The following is a 25,511-nucleotide window of genomic DNA, read 5'->3' as shown; positions in this document are numbered from 1 at the left end:
CACCCCGAACATCGCCATGACTGACGCTCAGACTCTGCCCTCGCTGCCGTTCCACGGGCAGTTGAAACGATTCTTCGGGCACTGCGTGGCCGCGTTTTTTGTGATCTCCATGTTCGAGCCCTTTGGCATTTTCGGCCAGCTCACGCTCACGGAGCATCTTGGGGTGCCAGCCTTGGTGAAATGGGCGGGCAGGATCTTGTTTGGGCTGGATATCAAAACGCTGCCCGGCGGCAGTGGCGATACCACGTTCAACTATGTCGCGGTTTTTTGCTATGCCGTGCTGGCCCTCCTCTCGGCGGCAGTCTGGTGCATCGCCGACCGCCGGGCGCGGCAGGATGCTCTCATTCATGACTGGTTGCGGTCCATGGTTCGGCTCTATCTGGCGGCGATGATGATGTTTTACGGCATTCACAAGGCCATTCCGCTGCAGTTTGGCCGCATTGGCCCCGTGGATCTGTTACAGCCGGTCGGCCAGCAGTCTCCGATGGGAATGCTCTGGCGTTTCATGGCGACGTCTCCGGCCTACACCATGTTCAGCGGGCTGGTGGAGGTGCTGGCAGGCGTGCTGCTGGCCTTTCGCCGCACCAGTCTTGTGGGTGCGCTGATCACCCTGGGGGTGATGGCCCAGGTGGTGGCGCTGAACTTCTGCTACGACGTCCCGGTGAAGCTCTTCTCCTCACGGCTCTTTTTGATGAGCCTCTTTGTGGCCGCGCCCCATGCGAGCAGGCTCTATGACTTTTTCATCCTCAATCGTGCCACCGAGGCTGAGCCCATGCGCCCGCGTTTCACGCGCAAGTGGCTGAACGCCCTCTCGTTCTCCTTGAAATGGGTCGTGATCGTTGGTTTTCCGAGCCTGCTCATTTTGACCATGCAGCAGCATCTGCAGGCGGTCTGGAAGGGCACCCGCAGCGAGCGCCTGGAGGGCGTGTGGAAGGTCGATGAATTTCGCCTCGGCGGCGAAGTGCTGCCGCCTCTTGCCACCGATGGCCGGCGCTGGAGTCATCTCATTCTCCAGCATTATTCGAATGGAGACACGAATGCGGTTTGCCAGCTCATGACGGGCAAGGAGGAGTGGCATGCCGCCAGGCTCGATCTTGGCGCAAACAGGCTCTCGTTCAAATCTTCAGGCAGCGAGGCGAAAAAGAAGCCTGCGGTCGATTTTGCTCTGAAGCAGGACAGCAGCACTCAGATCACGCTCAATGGCAATCTCTTGGACAAGCCAGTCTCGATCAAGATGCACCGTCTCCCCGACAAGGACTTCATGCTCATTTCGCGCGGCTTTCACTGGATCAATGAGAGTCCTTTCATCAGATGAGCCCGGGCTTTCGCGGGACCGAGTGTTTGGGTTGCCGGATGAATCTTACGTGCCACGGTGCCGTAGTCGAAACTGGCGTGGCGTCTGGCCCGTCCGCTCCCGGAAGTGACGGGTGAAGGAGCTCTGGTCGCAGAAACCGTGATCCAGCGCGATGTCTCCGATGGAGGCGGTGGAAGAAGCCAGCGCCTTGGCGGCTGCCTCAATGCGGATGCGCAGCATCAGTTCATAAGGAGTGATCCCGAGCATCTGCTGCAGCCTGCGGCGGAGGCTGCGCTCTGAGGTGCCTGCGGCTCTGGCCAGCTGCGCGGCGGTTTTGATCTTGTGGAGATTGGCACGCAGGCAGGCCACTGTCTCGGCGATCTCTCCCGTGAAATGGTGGGAGCGCCGTTCATCATGCTGCCGGATCACGGCCATGACCCCGATGCACCGTCCGTTCTTGCCTTTGAGGGGAAGCTTGGTGGTGACAAACCACTGAAGCTGGCCCTGCTCGTCCAGCCAGGCCTCCATCCTGTTGAGCATGGGCTTGCCGCTGCGGATCACACGCAAGTCGTCCTCACGAAAATCCTTCACCAGTTCCAGCGGCACGTAGTCGGCATCCGTGGTGCCCACAAAGGTGCTTTCGCTGCGCGCTCCCAGCCGTTCACGGGTGGCGGCGTTTGCGGTCACAAAGCGGCCCTCGGTGTCCTTTACCAGAAAGAACACTCCAGGCAGGTGGTCCAGCACTGCGGCCAGAGACTGGGGCTCTGCCATGCGTGCGTAAAACTGTTTCTGAAAGGGATGCATAGGGTGGCAGGAATAAACCAAAAATTGGCTGGCGATGACAATACGGAAATAAAATTTCGCCTAGCCTGGCGGTCGCAGAGACGCACTCACCGAAACCTGAACCACATACACAATCACACCATGAAATACGCACACAAACCACTCCCCGCTTTTTCTGGCATGAGCCGCCGTCGGCTGCTCGGCAGCGGCCTGGCTGCGCTGGACGCACTGGCCTCAAAAAATCCGCTGCATGCCACAGAGGCGGTTCCGCAAAAGCCGGAAGTGCGGCTGCGCTTTTCCAGCTGGCTCATCGGCCTGCAGGGAGATCTGGATCAGCAGCTCGACTTTGTGGAAAAGGCGGGCTTTGAGGCGGTGGAGCTGCGCGGGGGCGTCGCCAACAACCGCGCTCGATGGGCGAGGGCGCTGAACGGCAGACCGCTTGAGGTCAGCGGCTTGGACTGGGGCCACTTTACAGACATGGTTTCAGACGATGCCGCAAAGCGCCAGAAGTCCATCGACTCGCTCAAGTATGCCATTGAAGCGGCGCATGAGCTCAAGGCCCAGGTGCTCGTCTGCGTGCCGCCGCGCCACACGGCGGGAGTGAAGCTGCCAGACCCCATCGCGACACGCAAAATCTTGATGGAAACGCTGACGCCGCTTGCCGGAATGGCAGCGGAGGCTGGCACCAGCATCGGCATCGAGGCGGTGCGCCGCAGCTCGGTGAACTGCCTGCACACGCTGGTGGAGGTGGCCGGCTTTATCCGCGAGAGCAAGTGCGAGGGGCTGAGTCTCGTGGCAGACTTTTGCATCATGATGGAGGAGGAGACAAACCAGACCGGGGCGGTGCTCTCCGGCGGCAAATACATCAAGCAGGTGCATCTTTCCTCCCGCAAACGCACGCTGCCCGGCGAGGAAAAAGAGGATGAGGCGCAGTTTCTGGAGGGATTCCGCGGGCTGAAGATGATCGGCTACAACGGCTTCTGCTCCTTTGAGTGCGGCAAGGCCAACTACCAGGACGGTGTGCTCAAGTCCATGGCCTTTCTACGCGATGTCTGGGCACGAGCCTGAACCTACCAGCGCATCCTTCCACTCATCAAACCATGAAATACCATTTCCAAGTGCCCATGCTGCTGCTCTGCCTGTGCGCCGTGCTCCGGCTGTCTCAGGCCGGGCCTGATGCCTCGCGCCTGTTTCACGAGAAGATTCTTGAAGGCTGGGAGGGCGACCGCTCCATCTGGCGAATCGAAAATAACGAGATCGTGGCCGGAAGGCCCGATCTGCGGCAGCCGCGCAATGATTTTCTGTGCACGGTAGACGAGTACGGAGACTTTGACCTCCAGGTGAAGTACAAGCGGGGTGGCAACAATGGCGGCGTGCAGTTTCGCAGCCAGCGCGTGCCTGGAAAGACGGAGGTGGCGGGCTATCAGGCCGACTGCGCGCCAAAGATCGACGGCTCGCTCTACGATGAGTCACGCAGGCACCGCTTTCTGGCGCAGCCAGATGCCGCCACGGTGGCGCGGCTGCAGCTCGGTGAATGGAACACCTGCCACATCCGTGCCGAGGGCCCGCGCATTCGGCTGTGGATTAATGAGGTGCTGACCGTGGACTACTCGGAGGAAGATCCCGCCATTCCGAGGAAAGGAATCATCGGCCTCCAAATTCACAAAAACGCCACGGAGATCCGGTATAAAGATTTGGTGATTAAAGAACTCCAGAGCGGAGAAACAAAACCTGAGTCCTGATAATTCGCCGGAGGGCTTCGAGATTACGTTATCGTCCAAGGAGTGCGATGGTTGTTGTGGGCGACTCGTGCTCGCAGCTTTGCATCAAAAATTGTCATTCAAACTGCACATCCTTTTCAATCTCCCTGTGCGTAATGGAGGAAGATTCAAAAAACTTGAAATAAAACCGCCAAGGCGGACTCTAATGAAGTGAGATGAAACGTGTCCTCCAGATGTGTCTGATGATGCTGGTGCTGCTGATGCAGACAGCACCGCTGATCATCTCTGCCTCTCCGCAGGTGGAGAAATGCCAGATGGCATGCTGCGCATGGCTGGAGCAGGCAGGCATGTCAGACTGCTCGTGCGCCGAGCCCTCTCTCCCAGATCAGAACCTTCCTGCACAACTGCCACCTGCCTCGGAAGGTCGCAGCTTCATCCCCCAGGTGGTGTGGACGGCGCTTTCGCAGGATTTTCGTTTCTCTCCTTTCCAGGTAAAACAGACGGGCTGCACGATCCGGCCCGCTGATGCAGAGCACGCCAACACCCGGCCCCATGTGCGGCTGAGCGTGCTGCTCTGCTCCCTGTTGACCTGAATCCGGCCGAGCACAGACGCACTGTGCCTGCATCACGTGGCCTTACCGGGCTCCTCATGCTTTGCAGGCGTGGCCTCTTGTCACAAAGCCCTGATTCAGCTTTCCCGTGAAAACACTTTCTCTTTTGGCGAGTGCCGTACTCCTGGCACCCGGCGCAGCTCTTGCCTGCGACACCTGCAAGAAAACCCAACCAGCCTCCGGCCAGCGCGTCGTCGAGTACGACCTGCACATCTCCGAGCAGCGCCTGGCCCCGGCGGGCAGGCAGGTGCGTGTCCTCACCATCAATGGTGGCATCCCGGGGCCGGTGCTGCGTTTCCGTGAGGGGGACTTTGCCCGCATCCGCGTCCACAATGACCTGCGGAATGAGGAGACCTCCACTCACTGGCACGGCTTGCTGCTGCCCAACAAGGAGGATGGCGTGCCGTACGTCACCACACCTCCCATCAAGCCCGGTACCACCCACACCTTTGAGTTTCAGCTGCGGCAGAGCGGCACCTACTGGTTTCATTCCCACACCCACCTGCAGGAGCAGAGCGGCGTTTACGGCGGCATCGTCGTGGAGCCACACGGCGGCGAGCCGATGAAGGCAGACCGCGAGCAGGTGCTCATTCTCTCCGACTGGACCAATACCGACCCGCACGAGGTCATGCGCATGCTCATGCGCGGCAGCGACTACTTCGGCCTCATGCGGAAAAATTCGCAAACCATCCTCGGCGCGTGGCAGCGTGGCAACCTGAAGGACTACTTCCTCAGAGAATGGAATCGCATGGTGCCCATGGACGTCTCCGATGTGGGCTACCATGCCTTTTTGATCAATGGCCAGCGGCAGACCCGCATCACCGGCCGCCCCGGCGAGCGCGTGCGCCTGCGGGTCATCAATGCCTCCGCCGCCACCTACTACCATCTCAGCTCCAGCTCCGGTCCCATGACCATCGTGGCTGCAGACGGCCCGCCTGTGCAGCCTGTGCAGGTGGGCAGCTTTCTCATGGCCATCGCAGAAACCTACGACCTCATCATCACCATCCCCGCCAGTGGCGAGTATGAGCTGCGCGCCACCGCGCAGGATGGCAGCGGGTACGCCTCCGCCTCCTTTGGCGAGGGGGAACGGCATGCGGCCCAAAGCCCTCCGCGCCCCAATCTCTACCAGATGGATCAGATGCTCGCCCTCTCGCTGGAAGAGCAGGAGGCAGATCCCCGCGCCCCGCTCCGGCTGCCCCGCCCAGGCTCGCCCTACAAACTGCTGAAAGCTACGCACGACACGACGCTTCCGTCAAAACTCCCGCGCCGCCGGATCACCCTGCACCTCACCGGAGACATGGTGCGCTATGTCTGGAGCTTTGATGGCAAGACCATCGCCCAGGAGCCTTATATCAAAATAAGGAAGGGGGAGATCATCGAGCTGGAACTGGTGAATGACAGCATGATGCACCACCCCATCCACCTGCACGGCCATTTCTTCCGTCTGCTCATGGGCGGCGGCTCACGCTCTCCGCTCAAGCACACCGTCGATGTCCCCCCCATGGGCCGGCGTCTGCTCGAATTTGAGGCCAATGAGGACAAGGACTGGATGTTTCACTGCCATATCCTCTACCACATGATGAGCGGCATGGCCCGGGTGTTTCGCTACGAACCGGACGATGCTGCTGAGACTCCTCACCATGGTGCAGCCATGAGCGAGGCTGCAGCCGACACACTCGCCAATGCCGCCGGGCTCACCGGCATGTCGGCCGTCTCTCATGCAGCGCACACCGCCAAGCCGCGCTCCTTCCTGAGTCATGACCATGCCGCCGGACTCGGCGAGCACGCCCATGACATGAGCTATGTCTGGGGCGCGGCATCGCTCCAGACACAGATGAGCAACGGGCTGCTCTCCTGGATGAACCCTAAAAACAACCTGCTCCTCTTCTGGGAGCTGGGCTGGCGGCGCAAGCCCTACACCGAGCATGAAGTGGACGCGATCTACCAGCGCTACTTCAACATGAACTTCCAGGCCTACGCAGGCTTCCGCTTTGCCAACCATGGCGGCGGAAACCGCATCATCGCCGGGTTCAATTACCGGCTGCCGCTCATGTTCCTGGCGGACTTCACCGTGGACAGCAACGGCAACGGGCGGTTCCAGCTTTCCAAGCGCTTTCAGCTCACGCCTCGTCTCGGTGTGTCTGGCTACGCCTTTTATGACACCGGCAGCCGCTGGGAATGGAGCACCTCCGCCGACTACACGCTGGCGCGCAATGTCTCCCTCTCCGCCAGCTATCACAGCGACTACGGCCCCGGCGTCGGCCTCATCATCCGCTTTTGATGGAACTCAAACCATCGACTCTGCACCCAAAAAAACCACACACACACATACCACCATGAAAACAAACACTCTCATCCTCCTTGCCACCCTGCTGCTTAGCCTCGGACTGGTCTCTTGTGCGGGCACCTCCACCCTCGGTGGTGCCAAACCCTATCCGCTGAAGGTCTGCCTCGTCACAGGCAATGACCTCGACAGCATGGGCGGGCCCGTCAGCACCGTGTACAACGGCCAGGAGATCAAGTTCTGCTGCAAGCCCTGCCTCAAGAAGTTCGAGGCCAATCCAGCCAAGTATCTCTCGAAGCTCTAAGCGGCCCGGCCTTCTCCGCTTTCGCACGCGCGCGGCGGCAGCAACCCATTTCCCAGGCGGTGTCCTGCCGCCTGGGCCTCAAGACAAACACAAACATAAACGCAAACACACCATGAAAACGAAACTCATCCGTACCGCCCTCCTCGGCATCAGTGCGCTCAGCGCGCTGATGCTCGCCTCCTGCCAGGCTCCCGCCTCTGCGCCACACAGCGCAGTGACATGCACCAAATGCCACACCGTTCACTTCATGTCTCCAGCCTCCACCGGCCCCGGCCCGAAGGGGCTCGTGACTCTGAAGCACTCTGACAGCATGAGCTGTGCAGACTGTGAAAACCAGGTCGTGGCCATGCTGAAAAACGGCAGCATGACCAAGCATACATGCAAGACCTGCGGCGGTACTCTGCACCACTGCACCGGCCACTGATCCACGCCAGGGTAAATGCCGCCTGCGCACGCGCCGCAGGCGGTCTTGCTCGCTGGTCTTTTCCTTCTGACTGAGCGGTAGGGAAGGGGCGCCCCTTTCGACGACCCTCTATCCAACCACGATCAATCCATGAACCTTCCACAGAAATTCGAACTCACCGGCTTGTCCTGCACCTCCTGCGTGGAAAAAATCACCACAAGGCTGCAGAAGCATCCAGACATCACCGAAGCTGTCGTCACCCTGCATCCTCCCCAGGCCAGCATCAGGACCAATCATGTGCTTAGCGATGAGGAAATGAACGAGTGGCTGCGTCCTCTGGGGAAGTATCAGGTGGCCGCCCCGGCTGCTCCTGAAGAATCCGAGCTGCCCGCCAAAAGCACCCGCACTTACCGTCCGCTCATCATCCTTTTGAGCTATCTGCTGCTGGTCATCACGGCGGTGAATGTGATGCAGGGCGACTTTGATCCGGCGCTCTCCATGCGGCTTTTCATGGGCGGCTTCTTCATCGCTTTTTCCTTCTTTAAAATGCTCGACCTGCGCGGCTTTAGCGATGCCTACCGCAGCTACGATCTCGTGGCCAAGGTGCTGCCATCGTATGGATTCGTGTATCCCTTTATCGAGCTCCTTCTCGGCCTCGCCTACTTGGCTAACGTGCAACCCGCTTGTGTGAATGCCATCACGGCGCTGGTCATGGGCGTTAGCCTGCTGGGCGTGCTCAGGGCGGTGATGTCTAGGAAAGCCATACGCTGCGCCTGCCTTGGCACGGTGTTCAATCTGCCCATGTCCACTGTCACCATCATCGAAGACGCACTCATGCTCGTCATGGCATGCTGGGCCCTGATCCATCCATGATGTTCAGCACCATTGCTGGTGACGCCACCCTGGATTGAGCGACAGGGCTCCATGCTGGGCGGCATTCCTCTTCCTTCATTTTCCACCGCTCGCCGGAGCCGCGGCCATCGCATCCAGCAGCGCACGCTCGATCTCCGCATGACCTCGCAGCGTGTCGTAGTTGTACAGCGCGGCAAAGATCAGGTCAGGGTCCCCGGCCAGCTTGTCGCTGAACCACCCATGCCACGCCGCGTAATCCTTCGCACCAAACACAAATTCGCCGATGCCATAGCCCGTGGCCCCGAGTTCCTTCCGCGCTTGCGTCAGGCAGCGCATGAAGCTTGCGTTGTCGCGCAGCGATCCCGTGGGCTTGCCGTAAAACGAGGGCGCGGGATTGCTGTCCGCATTGAACTGCGACTCCACGTTATACCGGTCCACCCCCTGGGCGATCGTGTGCACAAAGATCTTCTCGCGCGGCAGCCCGAGCCCGCGCGCCGTCTTCGCCAGATAGGAAAGATGCGCGCCGATGATCTTCATGAAGACATCGTAGGTGCGCTCGTAGCTGAGCACCCCGCTTGTCTGAAAGCCGCCCGTCCTCGCCGCATTGTACCCGATGAGCTCCTTGTCAGCATCGATCCACTTCGGGTCATCACTGCGGGTCAGGTAAGAGTTGCCGTTCTTGAAATAAGCATACTGGCTGTTGGGCGAGGTTTCCCAGCCGCACTTCCAGCCGGCAAAAAGCCACTGCTTTTCCGCCGGCAGCGCCTTCACCCACTCCACCACCACCGGCACCAGCGCCTCGTAGATGGACTTCTCCCACGCCTGAAATCGCGGGCTCAGCAGGTTCGGGTGCGGGCCCACGCGCAGCATCGTCCCCCAGTTGCGCCAGCAGATCTTCACCGCCGTGTCCGGCGTCCAGCCCGTCCACTCCACATCATGCACCTTGTCCGGGGCATAGCCCGGCTTCGAGGGATCAAACCAGTTCGTCAGCGCCTCCGGCAGCCAGTTCTCCGTGTCCACCTGGATCAGCACAGGCACCTCCATCTGCCGCGCCAGCTCCAGGTCCGCACGCAGCCTCGCCGCTGTCTCCGCCACCTGCTCCTTCGGTGTGTAGAGGATCGCCACTCCCGTCTTCAGCCGCGAGGCGCGGTTCGCCGCTCCAAAGCGGTCACGCACATAGCGCATCATCTCCTCCGCCTGCTGCGGTGCGTTCAGCGCCGTCGAGTAGTTCAGCAGCAGATACTGCTCCCGTGCTTGCGCATGCTGCGCGGCGAGAGCCAGCACCGCCACGATTTGCAGGAGTTTGCGAATCATCTTGTTCAAGGCCGTGTCAGTTGCCCGCACCCGCCTGCAGCAGCGGCTTCAGCTTCGCCGCATACTCCGCATACCCAGCCGGAGAGAGGTGGATGTTGTCCGGGGTGTACAGGTCTTTCTTCAGCGTGCCGTCGGCGTTGGTAAAGCCCGCCGTCAGGTCCAGCACCCGCACCTTCGCATCGCTCTCCAGCTTCAGCGCATCCAGCGCCGCGTTCGTCTTCTTGATGTCTTCATAAAAGGCCGCGCCCGGTGCATGCGCAGGCAGGATCTTCGCCACGATCAGCGGCGCCTGCGGAAACTTCTCGCGCAGATTTTTCACGCACATCTCGATGCCTTTCGCAGCAGCCTCCACGCCCGTCTCGGGCGTGAAGAACATGTTGTTGTTCCCGATCATCAGCACGATCGCCTTCGGCTCCAGCCCCTCCACCCCGCCATGGTCCAGCCGCCAGAGCACGTTCTGCGTTTTGTCCCCGCCGATCCCGATGTTCACCGCTCTCAGATCCGGAAAATGCTTCCGCCATGAGTCGCCCCACTGGATGGTGATGCTGTCGCCCACCAGCAGCACATCCACCGGCCCCTGGTTTTCCCGCACCGTCTTCACATGCGCCTCGTGCAGCTTCAGCCACGAGTCCCCTCCGAAGTACCCCGCGCTCGGCACCACCGGCCAGAGCTGCGGCAGGTGCTGGTTCACCTCACGCCCCGGCCGCCGCTCGTGTTCCGGCTTGTCGATGATGTACGCGCGCTCTTCCGCCGTCAGCGGCCAGCCGCTCTTCTGCGGCTCATCCGTCTGGTGCGGATATTCAAGGGCGGACAAGTGGGTGCTCAGGCACAGGAGTAGGGCGGTCTTTTTCATCGTTGTACAATTCGGACAGGCAGTTCAGGCGCGGTTTTCAGGGTCAGCTTCACATCATCGGCACTCAGGCCTTCGAGTTTTGCCGGGCGCAGATTCGGTCGCGCCACGATCTGGGCCACGGCAAAATCCGCCTCCGCAGGCAGCAGGCAGCGCGCCGTCAGCGTGCGCGTCCCATGCGCGTCCCTGCCCAGCGTCGTCACCTGGGCGCTGCCGCTCGCCAGCGCCTCCTGGATGCTCCTGGGCCACGTCTGGTGCATCAGTGCGGGATCACCGCTGAAAAGGTAGATCTGGCAGAAAAACGTCACCGAGGGGTTTGTGCCCGCCGCGCGTGCATCCGCAAACCTCGCGCTCAGCTCCAGCATCGGGTCCCCTCCAGCCCCAGCACTTTTGCGCAGCGGCCGCAGATCCACCAGTTGAAACACATCGCAGGAGATCGCCCGCGCGCTCGGGTCCGCATCATCACTGCCCGTGGCCAGGAACTCCAGCCGCCCCTCGCGGATCGCCGCCTCATCACCGCTCCACACACCCGTCTCGCGCGGAAAGCCGCGCCCCAGGCTGCTTTCCTCAAAGCCCCCGTTCATCAGCGCAAAGAGCCTCTCGCTCGTCATCCGCGGCGCCGAGATCGCCCACACCAACGAGGCGCAGAAAAGCCCCAGCGCCAGGCCCGCCGCCATCGCCGCCATCGCCGCCACAGGCCGTGTGAACCACCGCGCACGCCGTTGCGGCGGCCCCGGCCTCTGAAACGCATCCCGGCGGAAATGCTCATGCAGCGCCATCGATCTCACTTGCGTCTCTGCAAACAGCCGTCGTCGCCCCGCATCCTCTCGCATCGCCGCCTCCAGCGCCGCCAGCTCATCCGGCATGAGCGTGCCGTCTTGATGACGCATCAGCAGAGTGAGAAAATCAGAGTCGTTCATTAGGCGGATTCAGATTGCAGGCGCCCACGGATGCAGTCGCCCAGAGCCTTGTGCAGGCGCGCCAGCGCCTGGTAAACCGTTTCGATCTTGCGCCCCATCATCGCGGCCACCTCCGCGCAGGGCCGCTGCTCAAAGTAGCGCAGCCGCAGCAGCTCCCGGTTGTTCGGCGTGATCCGCGTCAGGCACACATCCAGCGCCAGCCGCATCGCATCCGCCTGCGCCGTGTCCGGCCATTCCTCCGCCAGCAGCGCCAGCATTTCATCACTCAGGCCCACGCAGCGCCCCTCCCGCGTCCGCAGGATGTCGATCGCCCGGTTCTTCCCCGCCAGCCGCGCCCAGTTCATCAGATGCGCCGCACTTTCAAAGCTCTCCCCCCGGCCGATCGCCTTCACACACACCTCCTGGAAAATATCCTCCGCCAGGTGAAAATCCCGCGTCACGCTGGCAAAGAACGCCGTGAGCGGCATTCGACCGGCAAGCAGTGTGGCAGTGATAATCTCAGGAAACAGCATGGTCATCGAGACTACGGCCAGAGGCGACAAAACTCGACATGCCAAGAATGATGGCTTGGATTATCATCATCTTTACTCCCATCTCAGTGGATCTCTGCTTCAAGATTATGACTTGGTCTCGTACACTGCGCCCAGCTTGAGCAGGATGGCTTCGAGCTGGGTGTAGTAGTCGTCTTCTTTCATCTTGGCACGCTGTTCCTTGAGCGTCTTCAGCTCGCGCTCAAGGGCATCGCGGGTGGTGCGCTGGGTGTCGGTGAGCTGCTGCTCCTCGGGGCTGAGTACGAGGACGAGCTGGGCGGCGCGTTCACCATCGAGGGCGGTGGCTGTGGCAGGCGGAGTGTCGGAAGCGAGCACTTCGCTGCGGGTGCCGATGCCGTCACCGTTGTCTTCGAGCAGGGCGTGCTCGGTGGCGAGGCGACCTTCGTTTTCATAGAAGAGAGCGACAGTCTTGCTGGCATGGCGGAAGGCTTCGAGCAGGGAGACTTGCTTGTCCTGATCCAGGTCCGCCTCCGGCAGTCCGCCGATGGCTTCGGCAAAGTGCTCGCCAAAGCGGGCATAGAAGACTTCGTCGGGGCTCTTGGTGGAGGTGATGACGATGCGGCCTTTGCCTGAGAGCGCCTTTAAAAAGCCGCCGCTGGAGGAGGCAGTGTGGATCACGGCGATCTCCTGCTTCAGCGGCTTGAGCCATCCGGCGAGCTGCTTCACGTCGAGGTCCGGTCCCTCGGCGTTGAACTTGGCATCGCGCCCGTCAAAGGTGCCGTGGCCAATGAGCACCAGCCAGAGCGAGTGTGTGGCATCCGCAGTCGCGAGCGTTTGCGCGAGGTCCTCAGTGGTCTTTTCGCCACGGATGATCTTGGCGGGCACGCTAGCTTTGGTGCAGGCGTTGGTCCAGGCGGTGACCTGCGTTTGGAATTTCTTGCCATATTCCTCTGTGCCGGACGCGCCGACCACGATGACGACCTCCAGCGCACGCGGGGCAGCATGGAGCTGCATGCAGGCCATGATGAGGCAGAGTGTGGCCCAGGACTTTAGTGCGATCCGATCTTTCATCATGCCATGCCTCCTTTTCTACGCAGATACCACTCCGCACCGATGAGAAGCAGCAGCGCGAGGAAGATCCAGGGCGTGTGCCACAGCGGGGTGGAAAGCGTGACCTCCACTGGCACGCGGATGTTTTTCAGCAGGTCGGGCAGCCTGGAGATCTCCTCCAGCGCGAGCATCTGTCCGCCGGTCTCGGTGGCGATGCGCTGCATCATGGCCTTGCCGGGTTCCAGACGGCTGAACTCCACGGCTTGCGGATCGTGCGTCCAGCCGGTGGCGCGGGTGCCGAGGGTGGCGTGCTTTTCCATGTCTTCGACAGTGGCGGTGGCGCGGTAGTTTCCCTGAGTGCTGGCAAAGAACTCGGTCTCAAACAGCCCCGCTTCCTTGAGGCTGGGCTCGGCAAAGAGCTGCGATTTTTTGCCATCGGGCTGCGTGACCTCGATCTTCACCATCGCGTCTCCATGCGGCTTGAAAGCGCGGTCGCGCACACGCACGGAGAGCTTCACACGCTCGCGGTCGGCGGCGTCGGTTTCTGCGGCGAGGGTGACGCTGTCTGCCACATCCACCACAAGCCAGCGCATGAGCTGACGCCAGGCACGCTCCATGTCCTTGCGCTGCTCCTCGTCCTTCATGCCCCAGCGCCAGAGGTCCGCCACCAGCACGCTGCCCACGCGCCCCTCGCCAAAGCGCTGCGAGACGATGGCTGGCACGGCGGGCTGCACTCCATCAGACACCGTGGCCAGGATGCTGGCCCCCGGCTTGATGGAAAAGGTCTGATTGATGGAAAAGAAGGGCGGCATGGAGGCCAGGCGCTTCTCATCCTCAGCGCGGTCGGTGCGCAGGCGCATCCAGGGCTCGAGCCAGCCTTCACGCGTCAAATTAAAGCGGGCATCCACCATCGGGCCCGTGGTGCTGGTGCGGTCCAGATACACGGGCAGCATGCTGCCGATGGGGGTGTGGTCATACCCGCCCGCCTGGTAGCACTCCTGACCGCCGAGCATGAGCAGCGCGCCGCCGCGCTCGCTGACAAAGCGCTGGATCAGGTGCATCTGCTCCTGGGTGAAGAAGGCCGACTCCAGGTCATCGATGATGATGGCGCGGTACTCGCTGAAGAGATCCTCGGCGGCCTTGGGGAAGCCGTCGCTCAGCTCCCTGGCATCACGCGTGCCCAGGCGAATGAGCACGGGCTGGTCGTAGCGCTGGGCCTCATCGCCGTCCTTGGCACCAAAGCCACGGAAGATAGGATTGGTGCTCTCCCCGGCGTGGCCACGCCATTCAAACTTGGGCTCCCGTTTGGCGATGCGCACGAGGCTGGGCATCTGGATGTCGTCATCTCCGGCGATCGCACGGCGCAGAAACTTGTACTCCCAATTCGGACGGCCTGCGAGATAGAGTACGCGGTAGGGCCCCGCGCCGCGATCCGCCGCCAGCAGACGGGTGTTGTTGGCCAGCGTGGCCTCCTGCACTCCTTCGGTCTTGAGCTCCAGTTTGTGAAAGGTCACGCCCGGCTTGGCCACAGGGATGCGCAGGCGCAGTGTCTGCGGCGAGTCTCCATTAAAGATGATCTTTTCCGTCACCACCGCCTTTCCCTGCTCATCCAGCGCGGAAAGCGTGGCCTGTTTGCCGCTCAGGCCACGGGCGGAAACACGCGAGGTCAGGGTGATGGGCGCGTCCTCAAAAGGGCTGGTAGCCACCGTGGCGTCCAGGATGGCGAGGTCCGGGGCAGGGGACTGCTTTCCGGCCAGCACGGTGAAGACGGGCGCGCCACCCGCCTGCGCCTTCCACGCGGAGGCATCGGTGGCATTGCCATCGCTGACGAGCACCACGGCGGCGAGATTGCTGCCGCCGTTGCGCAGTGTCATGAGCGTGCGGCAGAGGTCTGAGCGTGTGCCATCGTATTTAAGAGTGTGGAAATGCGGCACGCTCTGCGTCTGCGCGCCCGCGGTCATGAGGCGGAGTCGGAAGTCTTCACTCAGAGAGCGAATCCATGCGGCATCCTCCTGGCCATCATTGAGTGCGGCTGTCACCTGCGCGGCGCGGGTGGACTCTCCGGGTTTTTCCGCTGTTTCCAGGGAGGCGCTGGTGTCCACCAGCACAATGATTTCATTCTCGCCTTTCTTGGGCTGCTGCCTGGTCCACAGCGGGTCCAGCAGGCAGAGGGCCAGAAGGGAGAGGGCGGCCAGCTTGCAGAGCATGGCGGCCACTTTGCGCCAGCCACGCAGCGGGCTGCGGCGGTAGCCCAGCCAGAGCAGCGCGAGGACGACCACGACCACCACGGCGGCGAGCCAGGTGCTGTGGATGTTCTGCCAGAGGATGCGGGGCATGAGCTGCCAGTAAACGTGAGGTGCGGCCAAAAAGCTACATGACAACCATGGTCAATGTCACTCGTTGCCAAAAAAATGCGCATCGAAGCGCTTGTCGGCGCGCGCATTCTCGATTTCATCCGGCCCATTCCACCCCTGCCACGCCATGCCACTCCTTGACCCCTACGCATTCCAGCTCGCCGGTTTCAGCGAGGGCGATGTGGAGGAAATCCTGGCCGACCTGGAATACCTGCACCGCAACTCCCGCTGGACGCACCGGCGCGACCAGATCGAGCGCATGATCGTGGAATCTCCCGTGGTTTTGCTCGATTTCCTGCGCAGTGTGAGTCCGGACGTGGTGCGCAGCGCGATGATCCCACGGCGGGTCAAAGACGTGGTACTCCGCTAAAGACAGCGCGTTTGAGTCCTTGCGCACTGGCTGACATCCGCCACATTCGGCGTCCCTCCGTTCCGACCATTGCAGGCCGGGCGTCGTATCTTATTTCCCCATGTTCAACTGGATCATCAAAAAAATCATCGGCACCAAGAACCAGCGCACCGTGCGCAAGCTCCAGCCCGTGGTGGCCGAGATCAACCGCATCGAAGCGCAGCTGCAAAACGAGCCCGAGGAGGCGCTGCGCGAACGTACGCAGAAGTGGCAGGCTCAGTTCCGTGCCTTTCACACGCCGCCGTTTCTCGGCGGGGTGGGCCTGCGAATCGCCGATGAGGCGGCGGTGGATGCCTGCCTGGAATCCGTGGAGCAGTACTTTGCCGCGCTGAAGCAGCATTTCCCCTCTCTGGACGACAGCTACCTGGCCAAGGGAGCCTGGCGCAGCGCCAGCCTGGAGCAGAAAAAAGAGCGCGTGGACCGCTCCCGCGAAGCCTGGAATGCCATCCAGCCCGACTTTGCCGCCATCGAGCAGAAGATGCTCAATGACATCCTGCCGGAAGCCTACGCCGTGGTGAAAAACGCCGCTCGTCGCATGTGCGGCCGCGAGATCATGGTGTGCGACCACCCGCTGGGCTGGAACATGGTGCACTTTGACGTGCAGCTCATTGGTGGTGTGGCCCTGCACCGCGGAATGATCGCCGAAATGGCCACCGGTGAAGGTAAAACCCTCGTGGGCACCCTGCCGACCTACCTCAATGCGCTGACTGGACGCGGCGTGCACGTGATCACCGTGAACGACTACCTGGCACGACGCGACAGCGAGTGGATGGGCAGCCTTTACAAATTCCTGGGCCTGACCGTGGGCTGCATCCAGAACGACCAGCCGCCGCACCTCCGCCGCGAGCAGTACCTCACGGACATCACCTACGGCACCAACAGCGAGTTCGGCTTTGACTACCTGCGCGACAACGGCATGGCCTCCAGCAAGGACCAGCAGGTTCAGCGCGGCCACTACTTTGCCATCGTGGACGAAGTGGACTCCGTGCTCATCGATGAGGCGCGCACACCCCTCATCATCAGCGGCCCCGTGATGGCTGCCGAGAGCAATCACCAGTATGAGCGCTACAAGCCCCTGGTGGAGCAGCTGGTGCGCCGCCAGAACACGCTGTGCAACCGCCTCATCACCGAGGCCAAGGAGGCCGCCGTCGCCGGAGACATGGATCTGGCCGGCAAGAAGCTCTTCCAGGTGCACATGGGCCAGCCCAAGAACCGCGCCCTCACCCGCTGCATGGAGGAGCCCGAACTCCGCCGTGCCATGGAAAAGGCCGAGCTCTCCCTCTATGCCGACACGCAGAAGGTGGAGTACTTCAAGCTCAAGGAAGAGCTCTACTACTTCATCGAAGAGAAGTCCCACGACGCCGACCTCACCGAGATGGGCCGCAATTTCCTCAGCCCCGACGAGCCGGACGCCTTCGTGCTGCCGGACATCGCCACGGTTTACTCTGAGATCGACGGCGACAAGACGCTCTCTGAAGACGCCCGCACCCGCAAGAAGGCCGAAATGCAGGACCGCCTCTCCCACCAGGGACAGCGCATCCATCAGATCAGCCAGCTGCTGCGTGCCTACTGCCTCTATGAGAAGGACGTGGAGTACGTGGTGGAAGAAAACAAAGTCGTCATCGTGGACGCACAGACGGGCCGTAAGATGGCCGGACGCCGCTGGAGCGACGGCCTGCACCAGGCTGTGGAGGCCAAGGAAGGCGTGCAGATCGACGCTGAGACACAGACCCTGGCCACCATCACCATTCAGAACTACTTCCGACTCTACCAGAAGCTTGGCGGCATGACCGGCACCGCTGAAACGGACGCCGCCGAGTTCCACGACATCTACAGCCTTGATGTGCTCACCATCCCGACCAACCGTCCGGTGAAACGTCAGGACCACAACGACAGCATCTACAAGACCCGCCGCGAGAAGTTCACCGCCGTGATCGAGCTGATCCGCGAGCTGCACGCCAAGGGCCAGCCGGTACTCGTCGGTACCGCCAGCGTGGAAGCCTCTGAAATGGTCTCCCGCATGCTCAAGCTGCAGAAGATCACGCACAACGTGCTGAATGCGAAGTACCACCGCCAGGAGGCCGAGATCGTGGCCCGCGCCGGACAGCGCGGTGCTGTGACCATCTCCACCAACATGGCTGGTCGTGGAACGGACATCAAGCTGGGCGAAGGAGTTGCCGAACTGGGCGGCCTCTTTGTGCTGGCCACGGAGCGCCATGAAAGCCGCCGTGTGGACCGCCAGCTGCGCGGCCGTTCCGCTCGTCAGGGCGACCCCGGCGAGAGCAAGTTCTTCCTCAGCTTTGAAGACGACCTCATGCGCAACTTCGGCGCCGCCGAGCGCATGACGAAGATGATGGAGCGCTTTGGCATGAAGGAGGGGGAGGAGCTCCAGCACCCCTGGCTGAACCGCTCCGTCGAAACCGCGCAGAAACGCGTGGAGCAGCGCAACTACGTCTGGCGCAAGCGCGTGCTGGAATACGATGACGTGATGAACCAGCAGCGCGAAGTCGTCTATGAATGGCGCAACGACGTGCTCAACAGCAACGACACCCGCATCCTCATCAATGAGGCTGTGGAAAAGGGCATCACCGAACGCCTTGGCGCCTTTGTGTCCAAGGACGCGAAGAACGAAGAAGGCGACGACTACGAGGGCCTGCTCTCCTGGGTGAACACGACCTTCCCCATCGGCCTGCGTGCGTTTGATGATGAGTTCATGGCGCTCGACTTCGACGCCAAGTCAGCCTTCCTCAAGGACAAGATCCTCGGTGCCTACGAGGTCAAGGTGGGCAATGCCAACCCGACCGTGCTGCAGGAGATCGAGAAAATGATCCTGCTCAACGCCATCGACCGCCTGTGGCAGGAGCACCTCTTCGCGCTGGATGCGCTGAAGGAAGGTGTGAACCTGCGCACTTACGGCCAGAAGGATCCGCTCATCGAGTTCAAGCAGGAAGCCTTCACGATCTTTGCCGAACTGATGAACAACATCAACGGCGAGGTCCTGGGCAATCTCTTCCGCAGCACGCAGCAGCTCGCCGCCTTTGAGCACTTCCTGGCCCAGATGGCCATGCAGCAGAGCGGAGGCGATGCCCCCCAGCAGCGTCAGGAGGAAGAGGAGCAGGAAGCCCCGCCGCCCAGCCCTGAGCGCGACGGCCCCCGCCTCATCCTCCCCAGTTCCGTAGGTCCGCGCCCCAAGCCCAAAGTGACCAACATCGGCCGCAATGACCCATGCCCCTGCGGCAGCGGGAAGAAGTATAAGCAGTGCTGTGGACGGATCGCGTAAGGCTCTGTGCTCAGCTTCACATTCGATGATCAGCCCAGTTGCGCAGAGCGGCTGGGCTGATCTGTTTTGTGCCCAGTAAGTGGGGCCGTGCGAAAACCGGTGTGCATGATGAGCGCCTGTCAAGGACTCCTCCAAAACGCTGCCAGCTTCTGTCGCAAGCTATTGAGGGCTGTGAAGGCAGATCGACGAGGGAGGGGCTGCTGCGGAGTTTTGAATGAAAATGGAACGTTGTTTTGCATGGCGCGTTCGAGGATTCCGGGGCGCATTTGCTTCCAATACGTGCCCTGACTCCACGACTTCAGTTGGGAGTGTATGCTGCTGAGGCCGCGCTGATCGCCTAGCGTTCCAAGTGTCATGCCTGTGTAAAAAAACTGGCCATTCATCTCTTTGATCAGAGGGATCATGCTTTGTAATTCATAATCACTTTTGGGGTGGCGGCAGGATGCCCATGTGATCGAGACGGAGCGCAGGACGACGAAGCCAGGCCGCCGCCGTGGGTCGATGCAGATCTGGCGTTTATAGCTCGGACCTAGTTGGTCATCCTGGATGACGAGGCCTGAGAAATCCATCCATAGGCGTCCGCCATCAGGCAGATGGAGCGGTTCCTGGCCACTGGTGTCGAAGGTATCCAGAAGACCCACACGCCGAGCGTCAGCGCGCACCATCCACAGCCTGCCCCGAGTGCCGAATGCAGGGATTTCGCGCCGAAGCTTCAGCAAGAAACTCTTGGGTGCTCCCCATTGCTGCATCAGCCAGCACAGGCAGTCGTAGGATTCCACAGCGAGTGCGATGGCAAAGTCTGACGTCGTCATTCGCAGCGGCAGGCCCCTGGAGTGGTAGTATTGCAGATGTTTCAGGTCATCTCTGTGAAGCAGCGCTGCCAAAATCGTGCTGCAACTGCCGCCCATCATGCTGCAGCCGTGGATGAACCAAGGCACCGCTGAGGGGTGGGATAAAGGCAGCCCAGAGCTCAGGCGTTCGGCTCTTTCAAAGTCGGCTGGTTCACATTGGGGAAGTTCGGGAAAGTTTTTCCATCCGGGTTTGCTGCCGGGAAGTGATGGGTCCAAACCCTCGATGAAGTCGCCACGATCAAATGGAACTCCCCTGTCGAGGATGCGCTCGGCCAGCTTGTGATGGCACATTCTGATCGCCAGGAAAAGGGATTTGCTGCTGACTTCATCGGCTCCGACGAAGGGGTGGGCGAGCAGCAGTTCAACAAGTTCGAAATCGTGTTGATCAATCGCATAACTCAAGGCGGTGAACTGCTCATTGCTGCATGATTCAAGCTCCCAGATGCGGATGTTAGGGCTTGCCCCGGAGGCCAGTGCCAGACGCTGCCCCATTCTGTACCTGCGCAGGATGGCTGCTTCTAGCACCATGTCGACAACCCGGTGGCTTAGGTATCCGGTGACATCAAAATCACGGACATTCCTTGTCCATGACTCCGGATGGAAGGGTTCCATGCGCTCGATGCTTTCTCCCAGGCGTGCAGCTCCTGCGTGGAGGATCCTGGCCAGCAGCTGGGGGTCTTCATTTCTGACTGCGTGGCAGGCTATTTCCAGCACACTTTCCGCATCAAACTCGGCGTCTGAAAGACGCGCCATGAGCCATGTGCTGACGCTCACTGCTGGGGTGGGAGGAAAGGCTCCAGGTGCTGAGGGGCTTTCGTGCCATACCAATTCTTCATCACAGAGACTTTCTGAATTTGCCATGCCCGCGAGCAGCCTGCCACGTGCCCGCGGGCTCAGCTGCCTCCAGCCCGACTCCGCGAGACGATGAAGACCGTAGCAACCGACCTCCCAAGAATGGATCTCCAGCAGAGGCAGCAATTCACCGAGGCGTTTTGAATCAAGCCTGGCCGATTGAGAAAGAGCGTGCCACTCCGATCTGAACTGCAGCTGTTGCATGACGGAGGGGCCGTTGTTGCTATATTCTTCTTCGAAGCGCGCGAGAGAGGTGTGATGAAGCCAGCGGAACCAGCCACGAGGGATCTCACGTTTCGCCGCTGCAACACGCGCAAGCAGATGCGGCCAGTCCTTGGCGGATGTCTCATTCACCCACTCCTGTGCCAGCGCCTCGCTAAAAACAGGAGTCTCGGCATCAGGGGGTTCGTCTGTCAAAGGCTTGATCCAAGGGAAAGCACCCTCTGAGCGGTACATGCGGACACTCCTGATCGGGGGTGTGTTGTCGGCATGACGGTCATCGAGCCAGCGGAACATGATTTCACGGCAGCGAGCTGCGGCCTGCGCCCGGGTGGCATGCGCACTATCCGTGAGAGGGCTCCTGCCAGATGATGACGAGGGTGTGCCAATGATCACGTGATACTGGGGATCTGAAGCGCTCATTTGCAGGTGCATTGTTCATATTCGAGTGCTGTATGCAATGATGATCCTGGCAGCTCGCCAGCTGGGTGCAGGATGTTCAACATTCTTGACGTTCACTTCAGCCTTCCTCAACATGGCGTCCAAATCATGAAATCTCGTATTGCTCTGACGATCCTTTCGTTGCTCAGTGTTTCCACCTTCGCTGCCGACGAATACCAACTCGGGCCGCTCTCCCAGGAGAAGGCGGATGTGCCGAAGGGGAAGGTGATCGCGATGCCGGTGCATGAGTCGAAGATCTATGCAGGCACCAAGCGGGACTGGTGGATCTATGTGCCGGCGCAGTACAAGGCGGAGCAGCCGGCCAACCTGATGGTGTTTCAAGACGGGCACGACTACGTGGGCGTGAAGGGCGCATGGCGCGTGCCGGTGGTGTTTGACAACCTCATCGCCAGCGGAGACATGCCGCCCACCATCGCCATCTTCATCAATCCCGGGCACATCGGCGAGACGAAGCCGCAGAGCGCGTGGAAGAACAACAACCGTGGCAAGGAGTACAACACGCTGGGAGACACCTATGCGCGCTTCCTCCTCGAAGAAATTATCCCGCAGGTGCAGAAGGACTACAAGCTGACTGAAAACCCCGAGGGCTGGGCGCTTGCAGGTGCCAGCAGCGGAGCCATCTGCGCCTTTACTGTGGCGTGGGAGCGCCCGGACAAGTTTCGCAAGGTCTTCTCCACCATCGGCAGCTATGTGGATCTGGCGGGCGGGCATGTGTACCCCTCCATCATCCGCCTCACGGAGCGCAAGCCGCTGCGGGTGTATTTGCAGGATGGCAGCAGCGACCTGGACAACCCCTTTGGCAACTGGCCGCTGGCCAATCAGCAGATGGCCGCCGCGCTGGCCTACCAGAAGTATGATTATACCTTCTCCTTCGGGACGGGTGCCCACAACAGCAAGCACGGTGCGAGCCTCTTCCCCGAGGCGATGAAATGGCTGTGGAGGAAGTGAAGCATGGGCTGCAGGCCTCTCGAAAGTGGGAAATCGGACCCAAAAACGCGAGTCAGATGCATTTTCATTGTGAATAACTTTGTTTCTGCCTTGACTCTTTGACCAAACCTCCTACCATCGCGGCCCCCCTTCTTCCCCAGAACGGAAGATTTTTCGTACACATCATTCATGAAGACGTTTTCAGCCAAAGCCCAGGAGCATACCCCCACGTGGTGGGTCATCGACGCCAAGAACCAGGTTCTTGGAGACGTCGCAGTCGCAGCCGCCAACCTCCTGCGCGGCAAAACCAAGCCCACCTTCACCCCCCATGTGGACACGGGTGATTTCGTGGTCGTTCTGAACGCCGCTGAAGTCCGTCTGACCGGCAAGAAGGAAGAGCAGAAGATCTACACCTCCAAGGCTGGCTACGTCGGCAACCAGAAGGTCGAAAACGTCGAGCGCGTGCGCGCCCGCCGCCCTCAGCTTCTTGTTGAGCGTGCAGTGAAGGGCATGGTCCCCCACAACCGTCTTGGCCGTGCCATCCTGGGCAAGCTCAAGATCTACTCCGGTGCCGAGCATCCGCATGAGGCTCAGAATCCGAAGCCTTTCGCCGTCGCCTAATTTTTACCGTTCACCCCATCGCATGAGCAAGCCTCTCAAAACCACCACTGGCCGCCGCAAGACCGCCATCGCCCGCGTCTTCATCACCGAAGGCTCCGGCAGCATCACCGTGAACGGCCGCGACTTCGAGGAGTACTTCCCCACCGTCGCCCTGCAGAACCAGATCCTTTTCCCGCTGGCTCTCACCAATTCCCGTCAGACCTATGACTTCAAGGTGAACGCCACCGGCGGTGGTTCCACCGGCCAGGTCGGTGCAGTGCGTCTGGGCATTGCCCGTGCTTTGATCGGCGTGAATCCTGAGCTTCGCGGCGTCCTCAAGCAGAACGGTCTGCTGACCCGTGACTCCCGCGCCAAGGAACGTAAGAAGCCCGGCCGTCCAGGTGCCCGCAAGCGCTTCCAGTTCTCCAAGCGTTAATCGTCTTTTTTCAGCTCGATGTGTGCAAAACCCCGCCCTGTGCGGGGTTTTGTTTTTTCTGTCGCAGGCATTCGTATTTCACGCCACACTTTCCGCCATGTCTTCCGGCCTCCTCCTCGTCCTAGCCGCCAGCATCATGTGGATCCTCTTCTGCATGCGCTTCTGGTATATTATCGACCGTGATCATGTGTGGCAGCGGCATTTGATCGCCATTGCGGCTGGGCTGGGGGGCGGGCTGATCTATTTTGTGGGCACGATGCTGGTGCAGGCGCTCAAAGAGCCAGCTCCGCAGCAGCCAGCACCCATCGAGGTGAAGGATGGCAGCGACATCCGGGTGTCTCCACGGATCAAGGAGTCGGTGGGGAAGAAGTAAACCCTTGGCATAGCCCTGCGGCTTCCCATGCCCTTTACCTTCAATGGAATTGGCACTGCTTATTACGGTGAGTGCGACTTTAGGCCCGATGGCTCCTACGTCACCACGGAGTGGGTTTCGTTGTTTTACCTGCCACTATTCCCGCTCAGAAGTGTGCGCCTGATGCGCCATCGAAAGGGGGACGTGGATTCGGTGGCCTTTTCCTCCAAGTCCGTAATCTTGGTTGAGCGCATCCCGCTGCACTGGCGACAGGTGTTGATGCTCTATGGGTTCATTGCGCTCTGCGTCGCCTATGTGGCGGCCTTGATCCACGTCCCGCCCCTGATCGGCTGGTCCTGGGATGCCATCTCGCCAAAGCTGGCGGCTTTCATCTGGCTGCCGCTGCTTTCACTGCCGTACGCGCTGCCGCTGTATTTGCGCAGGCGCGCACGTCAAAAGGTCGGTTTTTCTCCGGAGGCACTGATGAAAACGATCACCTGGCTCAGGATAAAGCAGCGCTTCGAGGAGTGAGTCCTCTTTTATTCCGAATCCCCGAACCCGGACGTCACCAGTTCTTCCAGATCCGCCACGGCGGCTTCAGCGTCGGAGCCGTCGGCGATGATTTTGATGGTCTCTCCTCGGCCGGCGGCCAGCATCATGAGGCCCATGATGCTCTTGCCGTTCACCGGCTCATCGTCCTTTTCCACCCAGACATCGCACTGGTACTTGCTGGCGCGTTTGACGAACTGCGCCGCCGGACGTGCGTGCATGCCCATTTTGTTGCGAATCGTGAGTTCTTTTTGGATGCTCATGGTGGAAAGGGAATGCTGGGCTGGGACTAACCTAATTGATCATCCGTCATCTTTTTCAACAACCTTTGGTCAAACTCTACCGCGCTGTTGTAGCCAAAGGTGCGCAGCTTGAAGTTGATGGCGGCCAGTTCGATGAGCCCGGCCACGTCCCGCCCAGGCTCCACGGGCAGGGCCACCCGGCCAATCTTGATGCCCATGATGTCGCTGGTATCGCTGCTGACACCCACGCGCTCCAGGTCCTCGGTCTTGGCCCCGCGCACGAGCTCCACGATGAGGTCCAGCCGCTTGCTGAGGCGCACGGCGCTGACGCCAAAGAGGGCCGCCACGTTGAGGATGCCCAGGCCGCGGATCTCGATCATCCCCCGGGTGATGTCCGGGGCGGAGCCGACGACCTCACGGTCCTCGATGAGGCGCAGACGCACGGCGTCGTCCGCCACGAGGCTGGCCCCGCGCTGTAGCAGGCCGATCACGCTTTCACTCTTGCCGCAGCCGCTTTCACCCTGGATGAGCACGCCTAGCCCCTGTACATCCACCAGGCAGCCGTGCACCAGCAGGGTGGGGGCAAAGGCCCACTCCAGCTTGATGGTGGCGGCGTTGAGGAACTTCATGGTCATCATGCTCGTCTGAAAGACGGAGATGCCGGCCTCGTTGGCCAGATCCACCAGGGCGTCCTCCAGCCGGTGGCCGCGTGCCACCACGATGCAGGGGATGTCCCAGGAGCAGAGCTGGCTGAAGCGGGCCTCCCGCAGCTTGGGGTCCAGCCCTTCGAGGAAGGAGTGCTCGGAATTGCCGATGACCTGGATGCGCTTGTAGGCAAAGTAGGTGAAGAAGCCGGAGAGGGCCAGGCCGGGGCGGTTGACGGAGGGCTCGTTGATCTTGCGGGAGAAGCCCACATCTGTGCCCACCAGCTTCAGCTTGAGGCTTTTTTCATTGAGACTGAAAAACTCGCCCACAGTCACCGATGACGGACGTTTCACTTTGGCGGGTGGCGGCATGGTTTGACATTACGCGAGCCCGGTCCTTTTCAGCAACGAAAAACCAACTCGCACTGGAAAACAGTCGTCCATCAGCTAAGTCATT

25 protein-coding genes are annotated in these 25,511 nt (G+C 61.0%); 15 read left to right on the top strand and 10 right to left on the bottom strand.

Features of this window, described 5'->3' with window-relative positions:
• The first annotated feature begins 16 nt into the window (after nucleotides 1–16).
• Entirely contained in the window at nucleotides 17–1,315 is a 1,299-nt protein-coding gene (locus tag HNQ65_RS05810) for a hypothetical protein (RefSeq protein WP_184338554.1), read from the top strand.
• A gap of 45 nt (nucleotides 1,316–1,360) precedes the next feature.
• Here the strand turns inward: HNQ65_RS05810 and HNQ65_RS05805 are convergent, their stop codons facing one another.
• Entirely contained in the window at nucleotides 1,361–2,098 is a 738-nt protein-coding gene (locus tag HNQ65_RS05805; protein WP_221306050.1) for a helix-turn-helix domain-containing protein, read from the bottom strand.
• Nucleotides 2,099–2,218: 120 nt separating this feature from the next.
• Here HNQ65_RS05805 and HNQ65_RS05800 point away from each other — a divergent pair, with 120 nt between their 5' ends.
• From HNQ65_RS05800 to HNQ65_RS05770, 7 genes are all read left to right on the top strand, one after another.
• Nucleotides 2,219–3,145, top strand: a complete 927-nt coding sequence (locus tag HNQ65_RS05800) for a sugar phosphate isomerase/epimerase family protein (RefSeq protein ID WP_184338553.1) — start codon at nucleotides 2,219–2,221, stop codon at nucleotides 3,143–3,145.
• A gap of 32 nt (nucleotides 3,146–3,177) precedes the next feature.
• Nucleotides 3,178–3,819: a 3-keto-disaccharide hydrolase gene (locus tag HNQ65_RS05795; RefSeq protein ID WP_184338552.1), complete on the top strand. Its 642-nt coding sequence runs from the start codon at nucleotides 3,178–3,180 to the stop codon at nucleotides 3,817–3,819.
• Nucleotides 3,820–4,013: 194 nt separating this feature from the next.
• Nucleotides 4,014–4,391 carry a hypothetical protein gene (locus tag HNQ65_RS05790; protein ID WP_184338551.1) on the top strand — a complete coding sequence of 126 codons (378 nt, stop codon included), beginning with the start codon at nucleotides 4,014–4,016 and terminating at the stop codon, nucleotides 4,389–4,391.
• A gap of 106 nt (nucleotides 4,392–4,497) precedes the next feature.
• On the top strand, nucleotides 4,498–6,690 hold the full coding sequence (locus HNQ65_RS05785; protein ID WP_184338550.1) for a multicopper oxidase domain-containing protein: 2,193 nt from the start codon (nucleotides 4,498–4,500) through the stop codon (nucleotides 6,688–6,690).
• Nucleotides 6,691–6,745: 55 nt separating this feature from the next.
• Nucleotides 6,746–6,997, top strand: coding sequence for a YHS domain-containing protein (locus HNQ65_RS05780; RefSeq protein WP_184338549.1), 252 nt, complete (start codon nucleotides 6,746–6,748; stop codon nucleotides 6,995–6,997).
• A gap of 112 nt (nucleotides 6,998–7,109) precedes the next feature.
• Entirely contained in the window at nucleotides 7,110–7,421 is a 312-nt protein-coding gene (locus HNQ65_RS05775; RefSeq protein WP_184338548.1) for a hypothetical protein, read from the top strand.
• A 129-nt stretch (nucleotides 7,422–7,550) separates the two neighbouring features.
• Entirely contained in the window at nucleotides 7,551–8,273 is a 723-nt protein-coding gene (locus HNQ65_RS05770) for a heavy-metal-associated domain-containing protein (protein WP_221306049.1), read from the top strand.
• Between the two features lie 75 nt (nucleotides 8,274–8,348).
• Here the strand turns inward: HNQ65_RS05770 and HNQ65_RS05765 are convergent, their stop codons facing one another.
• The 6 genes from HNQ65_RS05765 to HNQ65_RS05740 all read right to left on the bottom strand — a co-directional run bounded on the left by HNQ65_RS05765 (nucleotide 8,349) and on the right by HNQ65_RS05740 (nucleotide 15,213).
• Complete coding sequence (locus HNQ65_RS05765) at nucleotides 8,349–9,566, bottom strand: hypothetical protein (RefSeq protein ID WP_184338547.1); 1,218 nt, start codon at nucleotides 9,564–9,566, stop codon at nucleotides 8,349–8,351.
• Nucleotides 9,567–9,582: 16 nt separating this feature from the next.
• On the bottom strand, nucleotides 9,583–10,380 hold the full coding sequence (locus tag HNQ65_RS05760; protein ID WP_184338546.1) for a GDSL-type esterase/lipase family protein: 798 nt from the start codon (nucleotides 10,378–10,380) through the stop codon (nucleotides 9,583–9,585).
• A gap of 35 nt (nucleotides 10,381–10,415) precedes the next feature.
• Entirely contained in the window at nucleotides 10,416–11,336 is a 921-nt protein-coding gene (locus HNQ65_RS05755; RefSeq protein ID WP_184338545.1) for a hypothetical protein, read from the bottom strand.
• Nucleotides 11,336–11,848, bottom strand: a complete 513-nt coding sequence (locus HNQ65_RS05750; protein WP_221306048.1) for an RNA polymerase sigma factor — start codon at nucleotides 11,846–11,848, stop codon at nucleotides 11,336–11,338. Before HNQ65_RS05750 ends, HNQ65_RS05755 begins: the two co-directional genes overlap by 1 nt.
• A 105-nt stretch (nucleotides 11,849–11,953) precedes the next feature.
• On the bottom strand, nucleotides 11,954–12,901 hold the full coding sequence (locus HNQ65_RS05745) for a hypothetical protein (protein ID WP_184338543.1): 948 nt from the start codon (nucleotides 12,899–12,901) through the stop codon (nucleotides 11,954–11,956).
• Nucleotides 12,898–15,213, bottom strand: coding sequence for a glutamine amidotransferase (locus HNQ65_RS05740; protein ID WP_184338542.1), 2,316 nt, complete (start codon nucleotides 15,211–15,213; stop codon nucleotides 12,898–12,900). The genes HNQ65_RS05745 and HNQ65_RS05740 overlap by 4 nt, the downstream gene beginning before the upstream one ends.
• A gap of 145 nt (nucleotides 15,214–15,358) precedes the next feature.
• On the opposite strand from HNQ65_RS05740, the gene HNQ65_RS05735 reads away from it, so the two are divergent.
• Together HNQ65_RS05735 and secA are read left to right on the top strand one after the other, a co-directional pair.
• On the top strand, nucleotides 15,359–15,601 hold the full coding sequence (locus HNQ65_RS05735; RefSeq protein ID WP_184338541.1) for a hypothetical protein: 243 nt from the start codon (nucleotides 15,359–15,361) through the stop codon (nucleotides 15,599–15,601).
• A 100-nt stretch (nucleotides 15,602–15,701) separates the two neighbouring features.
• Nucleotides 15,702–18,920, top strand: coding sequence for a preprotein translocase subunit SecA (gene secA / locus HNQ65_RS05730; protein WP_184338540.1), 3,219 nt, complete (start codon nucleotides 15,702–15,704; stop codon nucleotides 18,918–18,920).
• A gap of 119 nt (nucleotides 18,921–19,039) precedes the next feature.
• Here secA and HNQ65_RS05725 read toward each other — a convergent pair whose 3' ends face one another.
• Nucleotides 19,040–21,139 carry an ankyrin repeat domain-containing protein gene (locus tag HNQ65_RS05725; protein ID WP_184338539.1) on the bottom strand — a complete coding sequence of 700 codons (2,100 nt, stop codon included), beginning with the start codon at nucleotides 21,137–21,139 and terminating at the stop codon, nucleotides 19,040–19,042.
• Nucleotides 21,140–21,391: 252 nt separating this feature from the next.
• On the opposite strand from HNQ65_RS05725, the gene HNQ65_RS05720 reads away from it, so the two are divergent.
• The 5 genes from HNQ65_RS05720 (at nucleotide 21,392) to HNQ65_RS05700 (ending at nucleotide 24,150) form a co-directional block, all read left to right on the top strand.
• On the top strand, nucleotides 21,392–22,252 hold the full coding sequence (locus HNQ65_RS05720) for an alpha/beta hydrolase (RefSeq protein WP_184338538.1): 861 nt from the start codon (nucleotides 21,392–21,394) through the stop codon (nucleotides 22,250–22,252).
• A 168-nt stretch (nucleotides 22,253–22,420) separates the two neighbouring features.
• The gene (gene rplM / locus HNQ65_RS05715) at nucleotides 22,421–22,852 is read left to right on the top strand and encodes a 50S ribosomal protein L13 (RefSeq protein WP_184338537.1); all 432 of its coding nucleotides are present in this window, start codon (nucleotides 22,421–22,423) and stop codon (nucleotides 22,850–22,852) included.
• A gap of 22 nt (nucleotides 22,853–22,874) precedes the next feature.
• Entirely contained in the window at nucleotides 22,875–23,267 is a 393-nt protein-coding gene (gene rpsI, locus HNQ65_RS05710) for a 30S ribosomal protein S9 (RefSeq protein ID WP_184338536.1), read from the top strand.
• A gap of 97 nt (nucleotides 23,268–23,364) precedes the next feature.
• Nucleotides 23,365–23,640 carry a hypothetical protein gene (locus tag HNQ65_RS05705; protein WP_184338535.1) on the top strand — a complete coding sequence of 92 codons (276 nt, stop codon included), beginning with the start codon at nucleotides 23,365–23,367 and terminating at the stop codon, nucleotides 23,638–23,640.
• A gap of 27 nt (nucleotides 23,641–23,667) precedes the next feature.
• On the top strand, nucleotides 23,668–24,150 hold the full coding sequence (locus HNQ65_RS05700) for a hypothetical protein (RefSeq protein WP_184338534.1): 483 nt from the start codon (nucleotides 23,668–23,670) through the stop codon (nucleotides 24,148–24,150).
• Nucleotides 24,151–24,158: 8 nt separating this feature from the next.
• On the opposite strand, the gene HNQ65_RS05695 is transcribed toward HNQ65_RS05700, so the two are convergent.
• Both HNQ65_RS05695 and hprK read right to left on the bottom strand, forming a co-directional pair.
• A complete protein-coding gene (locus HNQ65_RS05695) occupies nucleotides 24,159–24,431 on the bottom strand; it encodes an HPr family phosphocarrier protein (protein ID WP_184338533.1) in 273 nt (90 codons plus the stop codon).
• Between the two features lie 26 nt (nucleotides 24,432–24,457).
• The gene (gene hprK / locus HNQ65_RS05690) at nucleotides 24,458–25,426 is read right to left on the bottom strand and encodes an HPr(Ser) kinase/phosphatase (protein WP_184338532.1); all 969 of its coding nucleotides are present in this window, start codon (nucleotides 25,424–25,426) and stop codon (nucleotides 24,458–24,460) included.
• Between the last annotated feature and the right edge of the window lie 85 nt (nucleotides 25,427–25,511).

Source organism: Prosthecobacter vanneervenii (genome assembly GCF_014203095.1).
GTDB classification, from domain to species: domain Bacteria; phylum Verrucomicrobiota; class Verrucomicrobiia; order Verrucomicrobiales; family Verrucomicrobiaceae; genus Prosthecobacter; species Prosthecobacter vanneervenii.
The sequence above is the reverse complement of the archived record's forward strand: the minus strand, read 5'-3'. Positions and strand labels throughout refer to the sequence as shown.